Below are 14,699 nucleotides of genomic sequence, written 5' to 3'. Positions count from 1 at the left end.
CCGTACTCTTGCCGCATGGGTGCCCTGAAGAGCAAGCGGATGCCGCGTGCCGTGCGTGAGCAGCAGATGCTGGACGCCGCCGTGGAGACCTTCGGCCGGCGTGGGTACATGGCGGCCTCGATGGACGAGATCGCCGAACTCGCCGGTGTGTCCAAGCCGTTGGTCTATCTGTATCTGAACTCCAAGGAAGACCTGTTCACCGCGTGCATCCGTCGCGAGGCCGCCGCGCTCACCGAGGCCGTGCGCACAGGTGTTCGTACCGATCTGCCCGCCGACCGGCAACTCTGGGACGGGCTGCTGGCCTTCTTCACGCACACCGCGGGCAACCCGCACGGCTGGTCCGTGCTGCATCTGCAGGCCCGTATCCACGGCGAGGCGTTCGCCGCCGAGGTCACCGCGATGCGTGAGGAGATCGTCGCGTTCGTGACCCATCTGATCGTGGTCGCGGCCCGTGGGGCCCACCGCGACCCCGACCTGCCCGAACGCGAGGTCGCCGGTCTCGCCGAGGCCCTCGTCGGCGCCGCCGAGTCCCTCGCGGCCTGGGCCAACACCACCCCCGACGTCGGCGCCCGCCAGGCGACGGCCACCCTGATGAACTTCGCCTGGTCGGGCCTGGGCAACCTGATGGAGGGGCGGCCGTGGCAGGCCCCGGTCACGGTCCAGCAGAGGCCTCGGTCGAGCTCAGGGAGCGAGCGCGACCACTGAACCGGCCACATGCACCCGCTCCCCGCCGCACAGCTCGAACCGCTCCCCGTCCGCCGCGTACGTCACCGTCCCCGGCAGCAGTACCGGTGCCCTGAACTCCGCCCGTACCAGCACCGCTTGAGGCGTGCCGTGCGCGGCCAGGCAGCGGGCCACCGTCCACATGCCGTGCGCGATCGCCCTCGGGAAGCCGAAGAGGCGGGCGGTGAGCGGGTGCAGGTGGATGGGGTTGCGGTCACCGGACGCGGCGCCGTAACGCCGTCCGATGTCCCCGGCCAGCCGCCACTCGGCGACCGCGGGCAACGGCTCGTGCTTCTCCGGCTCCCGCTCCCCGTGCGAACCGTGGGCGGCGCCGTCCGTGCGGTGCCGTGCGAGATACGTGCTCACGGACTCCCACACGACGTCCTCGCCCACCCGCAGCTCGGTGACCACCGTGGCCTCCGTACCGCGTCGGTGCGGCGCCAACCCGTCGACGTACACGGTGAGTTCGTACTCCCCGGAGGCCGTCGGCGCCTGGTGGCGGGTGATCTCGATCGACGTGTGCACGAGCCCGAGCAGCGGCAGCGGGAAGCCCCGCCCGCTCATCAGCCGCATGGCCAGCGGAAAGCCCAGCACATGCGGATACGTCACCGGCAGCGCGTCGTCCCCGGTGGGGAACCCGCACACCCGCTCGTAGGCCGCCAGCCGCGCGAGGTCGATGCGCAGGCCGGGCAGTACCAGCCGGGTGCGGGGGAACTCCGCGTCCGGAGCGGGCCGTTTGAACGGTGAGCGCAGGGCGCCGGCGGCGAGGAGGGGGCCGAGGGCGGGGGGCCGGTCGAGGACGATCGGCGTGTTCCCGGAGCGGTTGCCGCCGGAGTACCCGCCGCCGCCCACCACGCCTCCGTCGCTTTCGGAGTATCCGCCCACTACGCCCCCAACAGGCTCTGGCCGCACACCCGCACGACCTGTCCGTTCACCGCACCGGAAGCCGGATGCGCGAGCCATGCCGTCGTCTCGGCCACGTCGGCCGGAAGCCCGCCCTGGGCGAGGGAGTTCATCCGCCGTCCCGCCTCCCGGATGAACAGCGGGACCGCCGCCGTCATCTTCGTCTCGATGAACCCGGGGGCGACCGCGTTGACGGTGACCCCGTGCCCGGCCAGCGCCCTGGGTGCCAGGGAGCGCACCATCCCGACGACACCGGCCTTGCTCGCGCCGTAGTTGGTCTGCCCGGCGTTCCCCGCGAGCCCCGCGATCGAGGCGGTGGCGACGATCCGCCCGCCGCGCCGCAGCGCACCCGCGTCCAAGAGCGCGTCCGTCGTGCGCAGCACGCTCGCCAGGTTGACTTCGAGCACCGAACTCCAGCGTTCCGCGGGCATGTTGACCAGTCGCCGGTCCCGGGTGACCCCCGCGTTGTGGACCAGCACGTCCAGCCCGTCGGGCAGCGCCTGCGCGATTCGTACGCCCGCGTCGGCCGCCGTGATGTCCAGCGCGAGGGCGCTCCCGCCGAGCCGCGCGGCCAGCCGCTCGGCATCCGCCGACGCCCCCGGCACATCGAGTACGACGACCCGGGCCCCGTCCCTGGCGAGGGTCTCGGCGACCGCCGCACCGATGCCGCGCGCACCGCCGGTCACCAGAGCCGTCCGCCCGGCGAGCGGAAGCTCCCAGTCGACCTCGGCCTCCCCGGCGGCCTGCCCGACCTCGATCACCTGCCCGCTGACGTACGCGGACTTGGGGGAGAGCAGGAACCGCAGGGTCGATTCCGCGGCCGAAGCATCCGACAGCCGCACGAGATTGACCGTTCTGCCCCGCCCGATCTCCTTGCCGAGCGAGCGGGTGAACCCCTCCAGGGCCTGCTGGACGGCGGCCTGATGATGGTCGGCGGGATCGAGCGGCGCCCCGAGGACGATGATCCGCCCGCTCGCGGCGACCGACCGCACGGCCGGGTGCAGGGCGGCGTGCACCTCGGCGAGTCCCTCGACGTCCCGGACTCCGGTGGCGTCGAGGAGGATCGCGGCGGGAGCGTCCGACGGGGCGGGGAACTCCAGCCCGGACAGCTCCGACTTGCCCGCCGTGAGGAGCAGCACCCCGCCCTCGAACTCCGGGGCCTGCACCGACCACCGCCGCAGCGCCGCCGGCTGCGGAAGTCCCAGACGCCGGGTGAGGAAGCGGCCGGGCGCGGTGCCGGTGAAGCTCAGATAGCGGTCGGCCATGTCCAACTCCCCCAGTGGGTCCCTTACTGCAAAGTAAGGTTACCCGAGGTAAGTGCTGGTTATCGAGGGGTACCGGACGGTGCGGTCAGGCTGGGCGAAGATGAAAATTGTTCAGGATACCGTCCGGTAGGGCCCCGGACGCAAGAAGTACGACGAGGCTGCACATCTCCCCCGTCGGACCATCGCGTCACCCTCACCTCGCCCTCACGCGGACGCAATACCATCGCCTGCCTGACCTGCGCAAACTCTTCGCCGGTCGCTCTTGGTGAACCTCTGGAGCCGTACCGTGTCCACCTCGCACCCGCTCTCCTCCGCGACGGTCCACGCCACGACCCGTGACGGCACACCGGTGCTCGTGGAGCCCGAGATCCGCTCCGTGGACGGGGAGGCGCGCGAGGTGTCCGTGCCCCCCTTCGTTCCCTGGGCGACGCACGGCTCGCTCGCCGAACTGCCCTTCGACAACGCCCGCGTCGCCCCGGACGACCGGGTCCTCAGCCGCCGTACCGAGGACGGCCGTTGGGCGGACGTGACCGCGGCCCGGTTCGCCGACGAGGTCCTGGCGGTCGCGAAGGGACTGATCGCCGAGGGACTGGCACCCGGCGACCGGCTCGCCGTCATGGCGCGGACCGTCTACGAATGGACGCTCCTCGACTTCGCGGCCTGGGCCGCGGGACTGGTCACCGTCCCGATCTACCCCACCTCCTCGGTCTTCCAGGCCCGCTGGATCCTCCAGAACTCCGGCGCGGTCGCCCTCGTCACCGAGACCGCCGAGCAGGCCTTCGCCCTCGGCCCGGAGCTCAACCAGCTGCCCGACCTGCGGCACCTGTGGGTCATCGAGCGCGGCCATGTGGAGCGCCTCGCGGAGTGCGGCACGGACGTGGGGGACCAGGAAGTCGCCGTACGCCGGGGGGTGTTGAGCCCCGACACGCTGGCCACCGTCGTCTACACCTCGGGCACCACCGGCCGCCCCAAGGGCTGCGCCCTCACCCACGGCAACTTCCTCGCCGAGGTCGACAACGCGATAGAGCTCCTCTACCCCGTCTTCCGGACGCGGACCAGCGAGGAGGCGGCGGTCCTGCACTTCCTGCCGATGTCGCACATCTTCGGCCGTATGGTCGCGGTCGCCTGCATCCGCGCCCGGGTGCGGCTGGGGCACGCGCCGAGTCTCAAGTCGGAGGAGCTCCTGCCCGACCTGGCGAGCTTCCGGCCGACCTGTCTCATCACCATCCCGTACATGCTGGAGAAGGTGTTCAACGTCGCCCGCGCGCGGGCCGAGACGGGCGGCCGGGTGACGGCCTTCGACCGCGCGGTGGGCGTGGCACGCCGCTACGGCGAGGCCATGGAGTCCCGCCACGCGGGCACCGGTTCAGGACCGGGCGCCGCGCTGAAGGCGGCCCGCACCTTCTACGACCCGCTGGTCTACCGCCGTATCCGCAACGCCATGGGCGGCAGGGTCCGTTACATGATCTGCGGCGGCTCCCCGCTGGGCCGGCGGCTGTCCTCGTTCTACGCCGGCGCGGGCATAGAGATCTACGAGGGCTACGGCCTGACCGAGACGACCGGCGCGGCCACGATCACGCCCCCGCTCAAACCCCGTATGGGGTCCGTGGGTTGGCCCCTGCCCGGTACCCGGGTCCGGATCGCGGCCGACGGCGAGATCCTGCTGGCCGGCGACCATGTCCTGCGCGGCTACTGGGACCCGTACGGCGACGGGCTCGCCCCCGCGACCGGCGACGGCTGGCTCGCCACCGGCGATCTCGGGCACCTGGACGAGGACGGGTATCTGTACATCACGGGCCGCAAGAAGGAGATGCTGATCACCGCGGGCGGCAAGAGCGTCGCCCCGGCCCCGCTGGAGAACTGGCTCCGCGCCCACCCCCTGATCTCCCAGGTCATGGTCGTCGGCGACCGCCGCCCCTACATCTCGGCGCTGATCACCCTCGACATGGAGGGTGTCGGCCACTGGCGCCGGATGCACGGCAAGCACCCGGTCCCGGCCGAACTCCTGCTGGACGACGATGACTTGAGGACCACGCTGCAGCGTGCGGTGGACGAGGCCAACAAGCTGGTCTCCCGCCCGGAGTCCATCCGCCGCTTCGCCGTGCTGCCCGTGGACTTCACGGAGGAGGCGGGCCATCTGACCCCGTCGATGAAGCTCAAACGGGACGCCATCGCCGAGGAGTTCGGGTCGTGGATCGAGGAGATGTACGCGGGACCGGCCTTCGGCCCGAAGCGGCGGACGGGCGGCTGACCGCGGCCCACAAAGACCGGCACAGGAGCTGACAGGCGTTCACTTCCGGGTCGATACTGCACAGGCCCGGCCCCGGAGAACCCCGGAATGCGCACAGGCCCCCCATGAGGGCCCCCTAGGATCACCGTGCTAACCGGCGGTAACCCCTGGGGCGTACACCCCCTGTGAACGCCCAGGCACGCATCGCACGTACCACATGCAGTAAGTGCGGAATCCAGCTGCACGCCCCAGGAGTCGCTCATGTCCCTCTCCTACACGTCCGGTACCGATTACGACGGTGAACCGGTGCTCGTCGCGCCCGAGATCGTGCGGCTGGACGGAGAGGTCCGCGAGGTGTCGGTCCCGCCGCTCGCCCCGCCGGTGACCCATGGCTCGCTCGCCGACCTGCCGTTCGACAACGCGGAGGCGGCACCGGAGCAGCGGGTGATGAGCCGCCGCACGGAGGACGGCGGCTGGATCGACCTGACGGCTGCGGAGTTCGCGCAGCGGGTGCTGGCGGTGGCCAAGGGCCTGATCTCCGAGGGCCTGATGCCGGGCGACCGTATCGCGATCATGGCGCGTACGACGTACGAGTGGACCCTCCTCGACTTCGCCGCGTGGGCCGCGGGCCTGGTGACCGTCCCGATCTACCCCACGTCCTCGGTCTTCCAGACCCGCTTCATCCTCCAGGACTCCGGCGCGGTCGCCCTGGTCACGGAGACCGCGGGCCAGGCCTCCGCGCTCGGCCCCGAACTCAGCCGTCTCCCGGACCTCCGCCATATGTGGATCATGGAGAAGGGGCATGTGGAGCGGCTGGGGGAGCTCGGCCAGTCCGTTCCCGAGCAGGAGATCGGCGTACGGCGCGGGATGCTCGGCCCGGCCACGGTCGCCACCGTCGTCTACACCTCCGGCACCACCGGCCGGCCCAAGGGCTGTGTCCTCAGCCACGGCAACTTCCTCACCGAGGTCGACAACGCGATCGAGCTCCTCTACCCGGTCTTCAAGGGGAAGTCGGACGACAACCCGGCCACGCTCCTCTTCCTGCCCATCTCGCACGTCTTCGGCCGGATGGTCGCCATCGCCTGCGTCCGCGCCCGCGTCCGCCTCGGCCACGCGCCGAGCCTCCAGGCCGATGACCTGCTGGCCGACCTGGGGACCTTCAAACCGACCTTCCTCCTCGTCATCCCCTACATGCTGGAGAAGGTCTTCAACAACGCCCGCGCCAAGGCGGAGAGCGGCGGCCGGGTCGCCGCGTTCGACCGCGCGGCGAGCGTCGCCGTGCGCCACGGCGAGGCCATGGAGTCGCGCCACGCGGGCACCGGCTCAGGCCCGAACGCGGCCCTCAGGGCGGCCCGCACCTTCTACGACCCGCTGGTCTACCGCCGGATCCGCAACGCCATGGGCGGCCGGATCCGCCACATCATCTCCGGCGGCTCCCCGCTCGGCCGCCGCCTCGCCGCGTTCTACGCGGGCGCGGGCATGGAGATCTACGAGGGTTACGGCCTGACCGAGTCGACCGGCGCGGCGACGGTCACGCCCCCGCTGAAACCCCGTCTGGGCACGGTGGGCTGGCCCCTGCCCGGCACGAGGGTCCGCATAGCGGCGGACGGCGAGATCCTGCTCAACGGCGGCCAGGTCTTCCGCGGTTACTGGGACCCGTACGGCGAGGGGGTGGCACCCGCCTCGGCCGACGGCTGGTTCCCGACGGGTGACATCGGCCAGTTGGACGACGAGGGCTATCTGACGATCACGGGCCGCAAGAAGGAAATCCTGATCACGGCAGGCGGCAAGAACGTGGCCCCGGCCCCGCTGGAGAACTGGCTCCGCTCCCACCCCCTGATCTCCCAGTGCATGGTCCTCGGCGACCGCCGCCCCTACATCTCGGCCCTGATCACCCTCGACATGGACGGCGTCAACCACTGGCGCCAGATGAACGGCAAACACACCGTCCCGGCCGAACTCCTGGTCGAGGACGAGGAGTTGCGCCACATCCTCCAACGCGCCGTGGACGAGGCGAACAAGCTGGTCTCCCGCCCGGAGTCGATCCGCCGCTTCACGATCCTGCCGTCCGACCTCACCGAGACGGCGGGCCATCTGACCCCGTCGATGAAACTCCGCCGCGAGGCCGTGATGCGGGACTTCGCGGGGGAGATCGACGGCTTGTACGAGCGCTGAGCCGCTGGGGCGACGTCGGCGGGGCCTGGCAGCCGGGCGTCACCTCGCAGGTCGGCAGAACTCCGCCACGGTGTCGGCGAACTTCCGCGCGAGTGGCGACAGCGCGTCCCAGCGGCGTACCGCCCAGCCGACGGAGAGCGGACGCAGCGCGGGCACGGGGACCAGCCGCAGGTCGCCCCGGCCCGGTACGTCCAGGCCCGGCAAGGAAGGCACCACCGCCCGCCCCAACCCGAGTTCGGCCAGCAGCAGCGCCGTGTCCCAGTCGGCCACGCTCGTGTCGAAGGCGAACCGCACGCCCAACTCCGAGCAGACCGCGTCGAGATGAGCGGCGGAGGTGGAATTCGGGGGGAGGCGGATCAGCCGCAGGCCCTCAAGCTCGGCCGCCTCCACGGAGGTCCGTGCGGCCAACGGATCGTCCGCCCGTACCGCCAGCACCCACGGCAGTTCCCTCACCGGCCGCTGCTCCACGCCGCGCGCCGGCGCCCCCAGCGTGATCCACGCCAGGTCGAGACTGCTGTCGGCCAGCGCGTCGAAACAGGCCCGGCTGGAGCTCTCGGTCCTGAACTCCAGGCTGACGTGCGGGTGTTGCCGCCGGAAAGCGACGACCGCCTCCGACATGAAATGCCGTACGGTCGTCGCGCCGGTCGCCACCCGCACCGAACCGCTCTCCCCGTCGACCAGCTCCCGCAGCCGTCGCAGAGCGAGGTCCAGCCCGGCGATCCCCTCCGCCGCGGCCGCCTCCAGCACCCGCCCCGCCTGCGTCGGTACGACCCCCCGAGGCTGCCGCTCCAGCAGACCGACCCCCGTCTCCCGCTCCAGCCGCTTCACATGCTGGCTCACCGCGGACTGCGTGCACCCCAAGTCCCGAGCCACCGCACTGAGGCTCCCCGCCCGGCACACGGCGACGAAGACACGCAGGTCATCCAGGGTCATGGCCCCAAGCTAACACTTGGGTCCAGCGACAAATACTTAGGATTGACTAGGGCGAGCCCCCGTACGACGATCTCCTCAGGGCCCGGGCGGCAACCCGCCCCGCACCCGGGAAGGGGCGGGTGCCGACCCACATCCGGCGGCCGACGTGCTCCGAAGGGGCGCGGGGAACTGCGCGACCAGCCACGAGTACCCGCACTCGCCCGACGGCGCAGCGAGGCACCCTCATAGGCGCAAGGCCCCCAGCGGAGCGCCTCGCACGCTTCTTGACTTCTCAAGACCCCCGCAGGACGTTCCGGACCCTTCGTCCATACCAACCGCAGGGGGCCGACCATGAGCGTGACCCGAAGACGTCTGCTGGCCGCCGGGGCCGGGCTGTCCGTGGCCGCAGGGGTGCAACAGGGGGTGAGCGCCGCCGACTTGCCGACTCTCGGGACGTACGACGTCGTCGTCATCGGTTCCGGTGCCGCCGGTATGACCGCCGCGCTGACCGCCGTGAAGCAGGGGCTCACCACCGTGGTGCTGGAGAAGGCGCCCACCTTCGGCGGGTCCGCCGCCCGTTCCGGCGCCGGGATCTGGATCCCCAACAACCCCGTCATCCTCGCCGCCGGAGTCCCGGACACCCCGGCCAAGGCGGCCGCCTACCTCGCCGCCGTCGTAGGACCGGACGTCCCCGCCGCCCGCCGGCAGGCCTTCCTCGCCCACGGCCCCGCCATGATCTCCTCCGTCATGGCCAACAGCCCTCTCCGCTTCCGCTGGATGGAGGGCTACAGCGACTACTACCCCGAGCTCCCCGGCGGCCTCCCCAACGGCCGCTCCATCGAACCCGACCAACTCGACGGCAACATCCTCGGCGCCGAACTCGCCCACCTGAACCCGCCGTACCTCGAAGTCCCCGCCGGTCTGGTCGTGTTCAGCGCCGACTACAAGTGGCTCGCCCTGTCCGCCGTCAGCGCCAAGGGCGCCGCCGTCGCCGCCGAGTGCCTGGCGCGGGGCACAAGGGCGGCCGTACTCGGGCAGACTCCGCTCACCATGGGGCAGTCGCTCGCGGCCGGGCTGAGGAAGGGGCTCCTGGACGCGAACGTGCCCGTCCGGCTCAACACCCCCCTCACCGACCTCCATGTCGAGAACGGCACCGTCGCCGGAGCCGTCACCCCCGGCGGGCTCTACCGCGCACGCCGAGGCGTGATCGTCGGCTCCGGCGGCTTCGAGCACAACGCGGCCATGCGGGCGCAGTACCAGCAGCAGCCCATCGGCACGGAGTGGACCGTCGGCGCGAAGGAGAACACCGGGGACGGCATCCGGGCCGGGCAGCGCCTCGGCGCCGATGTCGCGCTGATGGAGGACGCCTGGTGGGGACCGGCGATCCCGCTGCCCGACGAGCCGTACTTCTGCCTCGCCGAACGCACCCTCCCCGGCGGGCTCATCGTCAACGCGGCGGGGCGGCGGTTCGTCAACGAGGCCGCGCCCTACAGCGACGTCGTCCACACCATGTACGAGCGGAACCCGACCGACCCCGACATCCCGTCCTGGCTGATCGTCGACCAGAACTACCGCAACCGGTACCTCTTCAAGGACATCGCGCCGACCTTCGTCCTCCCCGACGACTGGTACGGCTCAGGCGCCGCCCACAAGGCCTGGTCGTTCGACGCCCTCGCCGGGTCCATCGGCGTCCCGGCCGCCGCGCTCCGTGCCACCGTGGACCGCTTCAACTCCCTTGCCCTGAAAGGCGACGACACGGACTTCGGTCGCGGTGACAGTGCCTACGACCACTACTACACGGACCCCGCCATCCTCCCCAACTCCTGCCTCGCGCCCCTCTGGCTGCCCCCGTACTACGCCTTCCGGCTCGTCCCCGGCGACCTCGGCACCAAGGGCGGCCTGCGCACCGACGCCCGCGCCCGCGTGCTGCGCCCAGACGGCTCGGTGATCCCGGGGCTGTACGCCGCCGGAAACGCCAGCGCGGCGGTCATGGGCCACAGCTACGCGGGCGCGGGCTCGACGATCGGTCCGGCGATGACGTTCGGGTATGTCGCGGCGCGGGACATCGCCGGGGTGCTCTAGTCCCGCCGGACGATCAGGGCCGCCTGCTGCGACACCTCCCCGCGGTCCGGTTCGCGTACCGTCCGTGAGACGAGCGCGAACCCGGCCGCGCGGAGCAACTCGACGATCTGCTCCGGCTGCCGCCTCAGGAAGGTCAGCGCCACGGGGTGCCCCCAGGGCCCGTCGTGATGCCGGTCCTCGTCGCCGGCCTGGAAGCCGACGAGGAGGTGGCCACCCGGTGCCAGGACCCGGTGGAACTCCGCGAAGAGGCGGGGGAGTTCATCCACAGGCGTGTGGATGGAGGAGTACCAGGACAGGGCACCCGCGAGCGACCCGTCCGGAAGATCCAGTTCCAGCATCGAGCCCCGCTCGAACCGCAGCCCCGGGTTCTCCCGCCGCGCGATCGTGAGCATCGACTCCGAGAGATCGAGCCCGAAGACGGACAGCCCGAGGGAGGCGAGGTACCCCGTGACCCGCCCGGGCCCGCACCCCAGATCGGCCACCGTGCCGTCCCTGCCCACGAGTTCGGCGAAACCGCTGATCACCGCCCGGTCCAGGGGAGAGCCGGCGAGTCCGTCGCGGAACTGGGCGGCGTAGTCCTCGGCGACGGTGTCGTAGAAGGTTCGAGTGGTGGTCACGAAGTCGATGTCGGTCATGGCGGGGGACCCTAGCCGCCCCCACTGACACTCAAGCGACTCCGGCCGCCCGCAGAACCGCCGTCGTCCCCGCCGCCCCCAGCACCACCACCACGAACGGCGCCCGCCGCCACGCCAGCACACCCCCCACCAGCACTCCGGTCGGCCGCGCCCAGCCCGCGAAGCCGCCGCCCTCCGTCAGCGCACCCGTGGCCAGCAGCGCCACCAGCAGCACCACGGCTGCGGCGGACAGCAACTCCTGCACGCGCGGCGGCAGTTCCACCCGACCGTGCAGCACCGGCCCGACCAGCCGGAAGGCGTACGTCCCGACCGCCAGCGCCAGGATCATTGCCACCGTGGCGCTCATACCGGCCTCCTGCCGCCGTGGACGACCAGCCCCGCCAGTGCCACCAGCACCGGCACCCCCGCCGGGACCGTCGGTGTCACCGCCAGGGCCAGGCCGGTGCCGAGCAGCGCGGAACGTCGTACGGCGGAATCCTTGCGCAGGGTCGGCAGGACCAGGGCGACGAGGACGGCGGGGAAGGCGGCGTCCAGGCCGTAGGCGCCGGTGTCGCCCAGGGCACTGCCGGCCAGCGCGCCCAGCAGGATGGTCACGTTCCATACGGCGAACAGGCCGAGTCCGGAGACCCAGAAGGCCGCCCGGCGCCGGGCCGGGTCCGGCTGCGCGAGGGCGAAGGCCACCGTCTCGTCGGTGACCAGGTGGGCACCGAGGAGACGGGTGAGGCGGCCCGGGCCGAAGAGGTCGGCGACGGCGAGGCTGAAGGCCGCCGTACGGGTGTTCAGGAGGAGCCCCGTGGCGGCCGCGGCGACCGGACCGCCCCCGGCCAGCAGCACACCCACCGCGCTGAACTGGGCCGAGCCCGCGTACACCACCAGGGACATCACCACCGGCACCCACACCGGAAGGCCGCCCGTGACGGCGATCGCGCCGAAGGAGACGCCCACGATTCCGCTCGCGAGCCAGACGAGCGCACTGTCACGGACCAAGGCTGTTCGCTCTGCCGTACGCATGTTCACTACACTGGACGGTAGTGACCATGTTCGTCAAGGCGAACGATCGTACCGATGGAGCGAACGACATGGCCGACAGCTCGCCCAGGCTCCCCCTGGAGTGGATCGCCGCCTCCCTCAAGCGCGAGCGCACCCGTGCCGGACTCTCCCTCTCCGAACTGGCCAAGCGCGCCGGAATCGCCAAGTCCACGCTCTCCCAGCTGGAGGCGGCGAGCGGGAACCCGAGCGTGGAGACGCTGTGGGCGCTGGGGGTGGCGCTCGGGGTGCCGTTCAGCGCGCTGGTGGAGCCGCCGGTCTCGTCCGTGCAGGTGGTCAGGGCGGGACAGGGGCCGACCGTGGCCTCCGAGAAGGCCGAGTACGCGGCCACGCTGCTGTCCGCGAGCCCGCCCGGGGCGCGCCGGGACATCTACCACCTGCGGGCCGAACCGGGGGCCGTACGGGAATCGGAGCCGCACATTCCGGGGACCGTGGAGCACCTGATCGTGAGCACGGGGAGGGTGAAGGCCGGACCGGTCGGGGAGGAGGTCGAGCTGGACCCCGGCGACTACATGACATATCGCGGTGATGTGGCCCATTCGTACGAGGCGCTCGGCCCCGGCACCACCTTCGTGCTGGTCATGCAGCACATGTAAGGGCGGTACGGGTAAAGGCAGGAGCCCCGCTGCCGTGCGGCGCGGGGCTCCTTGGGTACTGCTTTCAGGTCCGGATCAGAGGCAGGATCACCTCGGAGTCTGGATCGCTCAGACGGGGGTGACGTTCTCCGCCTGCGGGCCCTTCGGGCCCTGGGTCACGTCGAAGGAGACCTGCTGGTTCTCCTCCAGCGAACGGAAGCCGCTCGCATTGATCGCGGAGTAGTGGACGAAGACGTCGGGGCCGCCGCCCTCCTGGGCGATGAAGCCAAAGCCCTTTTCGGCGTTGAACCACTTCACGGTTCCGGTAGCCATAAGCCCTCCTTGGGCCCAAAAGGGTTGCCCTGCTCCAGAACCTGCAAGTGTGAAAACAGTGCCGCACAACTGCATATGTCTGAAAACGACTAGAGCCCGCGGTTACATGCTCCGCAGGCTCTGTACTGCAAGGGAAACCAAACTGCAACTTGCGGCGAGCCTAGCACGCAGGCAGCCGAAAGCAATAGAGGCCAAGATCACGTCACCCGAATGTTTGAAGATCGCGAAGGGGTTGACTCTGGGGCCGAAGTCCGAAGCGTACCCCAAAGGGTCTAGTGTCGCGATGTGGACAATTCTCGCACCCGGCCGCGCGTCGGCCACATCCAGTTCCTGAACTGCCTGCCCCTGTACTGGGGGCTCGCGAGGACGGGCACGCTCCTCGACTTCGAGCTCACGAAGGACACCCCGGAGAAGCTCAGCGAGAGGCTGGTGCAGGGAGACCTCGACATCGGGCCCATCACCCTGGTCGAGTTCCTCAAGAACGCGGACGACCTGGTCGCCTTCCCCGACATCGCCGTCGGCTGCGACGGCCCGGTCATGTCCTGCGTCATCGTCTCGCAGGCCCCGCTGGACGAGCTGGACGGAGCGAGAGTGGCCCTCGGGTCGACCTCGCGCACCTCCGTACGCCTCGCCCAGCTCCTCCTCGCCGACCGCTACGGCGTCCGGCCCGACTACTACACCTGCCCGCCCGACCTCAGCCTGATGATGCAGGAGGCGGAGGCGGCCGTGCTCATCGGGGACGCGGCCCTGCGGGCGAACCTGCTCGACGCCCCGCGCTTCGGCCTCGAAGTGCACGACCTCGGCTCGCTCTGGAAGGAGTGGACCGGACTGCCGTTCGTCTTCGCGGTGTGGGCGGCCCGGCGGGACTACCTGGAGCGCGAGCCGGTGATCACCCGGCGCGTCCACGAGGCCTTCCTCTCCTCCCGCAACCTCTCCCTCGACGAGGTCGGCAAGGTCGCCGAGCAGGCGGCCCGCTGGGAGGCCTTCGACGAGCAGGTCCTGGAGAAGTACTTCACCACGCTCGACTTCCGCTTCGGGGCACCGCAGTTGGCCGCCGTCGCGGAGTTCGCGCGCCGGGTCGGGCCCACGACGGGTTTCCCGGGGGACGTGAAGGTGGAACTGCTTCGGCCGTAACCTGCATCTGAATCTGGAGGCGGTGGGGGAGCAGCCGTCGGGGCCGGTGGGGTTCAGCAGTCATTCGGTGGGTGAGGGGGCGTCGGGGTGGCCGGGTTCGGTGGGGTCCTCGGGTTCCGTGGGCTCGGTCGGGGCGTTCGGGCCGCCGCCGGTGATGCCGGCTGTGTCCGCGGGTGCGCCTCCGGCCGCCGCTGCCGGGGCTCCGGCGTTCCCGGTCACGCCGCCGGTCACCACGGGCGTGCCCCTGGTTCCCGAACCCCGGGACGCGGCACCGCAGGAGACGGTCGTGCCCTCCGACCGGCGCCCCGGTCCCGGAAAGCTCTCCGTCTCCCTGGCCGCCACGTCCATGCCCCGCGACAACGGCCGTGGCCGTCGGCTGAGTTGCACCGTGGCCCTCGCGGTCGCGGGTGCGCTGGCTGCGGTGACCGTGGGGTCGGTGTTCGTGTTCGACCTGCTGCCGGGGCGGGGCGGGGACGACACGGCGAGCTCCGACGCCGGGTCCGGCACCGATGCCTACTCCTCGGCACCGGCCTCCTCCGCGCCCTCGGCGTCCGCCACCTCCGCCTCCCCGTCGTCCAGCGCGGCGGCGAGCGGGCCCGCGGTGTCCCCGCCCGCTACCTCGGCACCTGGGAGGGTCAGGGCAGCGGTCTCAACGGGAGTGTGCCGATAGGGACCTTCCGGATCA

15 protein-coding genes are annotated in these 14,699 nt (G+C 71.4%); 7 read left to right on the top strand and 8 right to left on the bottom strand.

Annotated features, from left to right (window positions below; all coding sequences use genetic code 11):
* The first annotated feature begins 15 nt into the window (after positions 1–15).
* Positions 16–705: a TetR/AcrR family transcriptional regulator gene (locus ACI2L1_RS13110; RefSeq protein WP_404739400.1), complete on the top strand. Its 690-nt coding sequence runs from the start codon at positions 16–18 to the stop codon at positions 703–705.
* Here ACI2L1_RS13110 and ACI2L1_RS13105 read toward each other — a convergent pair.
* Both ACI2L1_RS13105 and ACI2L1_RS13100 read right to left on the bottom strand, forming a co-directional pair.
* Positions 682–1,575: a MaoC family dehydratase gene (locus tag ACI2L1_RS13105; protein ID WP_404739399.1), complete on the bottom strand. Its 894-nt coding sequence runs from the start codon at positions 1,573–1,575 to the stop codon at positions 682–684. The genes ACI2L1_RS13110 and ACI2L1_RS13105 overlap by 24 nt on opposite strands.
* Positions 1,576–1,607: 32 nt before the next feature.
* Entirely contained in the window at positions 1,608–2,891 is a 1,284-nt protein-coding gene (locus tag ACI2L1_RS13100; RefSeq protein WP_404739398.1) for a 3-oxoacyl-ACP reductase, read from the bottom strand.
* Between the two features lie 286 nt (positions 2,892–3,177).
* On the opposite strand from ACI2L1_RS13100, the gene ACI2L1_RS13095 reads away from it, so the two are divergent.
* Both ACI2L1_RS13095 and ACI2L1_RS13090 read left to right on the top strand, forming a co-directional pair.
* Positions 3,178–5,142 carry an AMP-dependent synthetase/ligase gene (locus ACI2L1_RS13095; RefSeq protein ID WP_404739397.1) on the top strand — a complete coding sequence of 655 codons (1,965 nt, stop codon included), beginning with the start codon at positions 3,178–3,180 and terminating at the stop codon, positions 5,140–5,142.
* Between the two features lie 240 nt (positions 5,143–5,382).
* A complete protein-coding gene (locus ACI2L1_RS13090; protein ID WP_404739396.1) occupies positions 5,383–7,296 on the top strand; it encodes an AMP-dependent synthetase/ligase in 1,914 nt (637 codons plus the stop codon).
* 39 nt (positions 7,297–7,335) lie between these two features.
* Here ACI2L1_RS13090 and ACI2L1_RS13085 read toward each other — a convergent pair whose 3' ends face one another.
* Positions 7,336–8,229, bottom strand: a complete 894-nt coding sequence (locus ACI2L1_RS13085) for a LysR family transcriptional regulator (protein WP_404739395.1) — start codon at positions 8,227–8,229, stop codon at positions 7,336–7,338.
* Positions 8,230–8,559: 330 nt separating this feature from the next.
* Here ACI2L1_RS13085 and kstD point away from each other — a divergent pair, with 330 nt between their 5' ends.
* A complete protein-coding gene (gene kstD / locus ACI2L1_RS13080) occupies positions 8,560–10,290 on the top strand; it encodes a 3-oxosteroid 1-dehydrogenase (RefSeq protein ID WP_404739394.1) in 1,731 nt (576 codons plus the stop codon).
* Here the strand turns inward: kstD and ACI2L1_RS13075 are convergent.
* From ACI2L1_RS13075 to ACI2L1_RS13065, 3 genes are read right to left on the bottom strand one after another with little or no spacing between them, the layout of a single operon-like run.
* Positions 10,287–10,925: a class I SAM-dependent methyltransferase gene (locus tag ACI2L1_RS13075; RefSeq protein WP_404739393.1), complete on the bottom strand. Its 639-nt coding sequence runs from the start codon at positions 10,923–10,925 to the stop codon at positions 10,287–10,289. The genes kstD and ACI2L1_RS13075 overlap by 4 nt on opposite strands.
* Before the next feature lie 31 nt (positions 10,926–10,956).
* Complete coding sequence (locus ACI2L1_RS13070) at positions 10,957–11,271, bottom strand: AzlD domain-containing protein (RefSeq protein ID WP_404739392.1); 315 nt, start codon at positions 11,269–11,271, stop codon at positions 10,957–10,959.
* Entirely contained in the window at positions 11,268–11,936 is a 669-nt protein-coding gene (locus ACI2L1_RS13065; RefSeq protein ID WP_404739391.1) for an AzlC family ABC transporter permease, read from the bottom strand. The genes ACI2L1_RS13070 and ACI2L1_RS13065 overlap by 4 nt, the downstream gene beginning before the upstream one ends.
* A 68-nt stretch (positions 11,937–12,004) precedes the next feature.
* Here ACI2L1_RS13065 and ACI2L1_RS13060 point away from each other — a divergent pair, with 68 nt between their 5' ends.
* Positions 12,005–12,568 (top strand): helix-turn-helix domain-containing protein, encoded by a 564-nt coding sequence (locus tag ACI2L1_RS13060; RefSeq protein WP_404739390.1) that lies wholly within the window; start codon positions 12,005–12,007, stop codon positions 12,566–12,568.
* A gap of 108 nt (positions 12,569–12,676) precedes the next feature.
* Here ACI2L1_RS13060 and ACI2L1_RS13055 read toward each other — a convergent pair whose 3' ends face one another.
* Positions 12,677–12,880: a cold-shock protein gene (locus tag ACI2L1_RS13055; protein ID WP_003992177.1), complete on the bottom strand. Its 204-nt coding sequence runs from the start codon at positions 12,878–12,880 to the stop codon at positions 12,677–12,679.
* A gap of 285 nt (positions 12,881–13,165) precedes the next feature.
* On the opposite strand from ACI2L1_RS13055, the gene ACI2L1_RS13050 reads away from it, so the two are divergent.
* Positions 13,166–14,014 carry a menaquinone biosynthetic enzyme MqnA/MqnD family protein gene (locus ACI2L1_RS13050; protein WP_404739389.1) on the top strand — a complete coding sequence of 283 codons (849 nt, stop codon included), beginning with the start codon at positions 13,166–13,168 and terminating at the stop codon, positions 14,012–14,014.
* 60 nt (positions 14,015–14,074) lie between these two features.
* Here the strand turns inward: ACI2L1_RS13050 and ACI2L1_RS13045 are convergent, their stop codons facing one another.
* Positions 14,075–14,233 carry a hypothetical protein gene (locus tag ACI2L1_RS13045; protein WP_404739388.1) on the bottom strand — a complete coding sequence of 53 codons (159 nt, stop codon included), beginning with the start codon at positions 14,231–14,233 and terminating at the stop codon, positions 14,075–14,077.
* A gap of 67 nt (positions 14,234–14,300) precedes the next feature.
* On the opposite strand from ACI2L1_RS13045, the gene ACI2L1_RS13040 reads away from it, so the two are divergent.
* A complete protein-coding gene (locus tag ACI2L1_RS13040; RefSeq protein WP_404739387.1) occupies positions 14,301–14,684 on the top strand; it encodes a hypothetical protein in 384 nt (127 codons plus the stop codon).
* The last annotated feature ends 15 nt before the right edge of the window (positions 14,685–14,699 follow it).

Origin of the sequence: Streptomyces sp. NPDC019531, from assembly GCF_044903305.1 — a bacterium.
In the GTDB taxonomy this organism is placed as follows: Bacteria; Actinomycetota; Actinomycetes; order Streptomycetales; family Streptomycetaceae; genus Streptomyces.
This window is presented reverse-complemented; position numbering and strand designations above follow the sequence as displayed.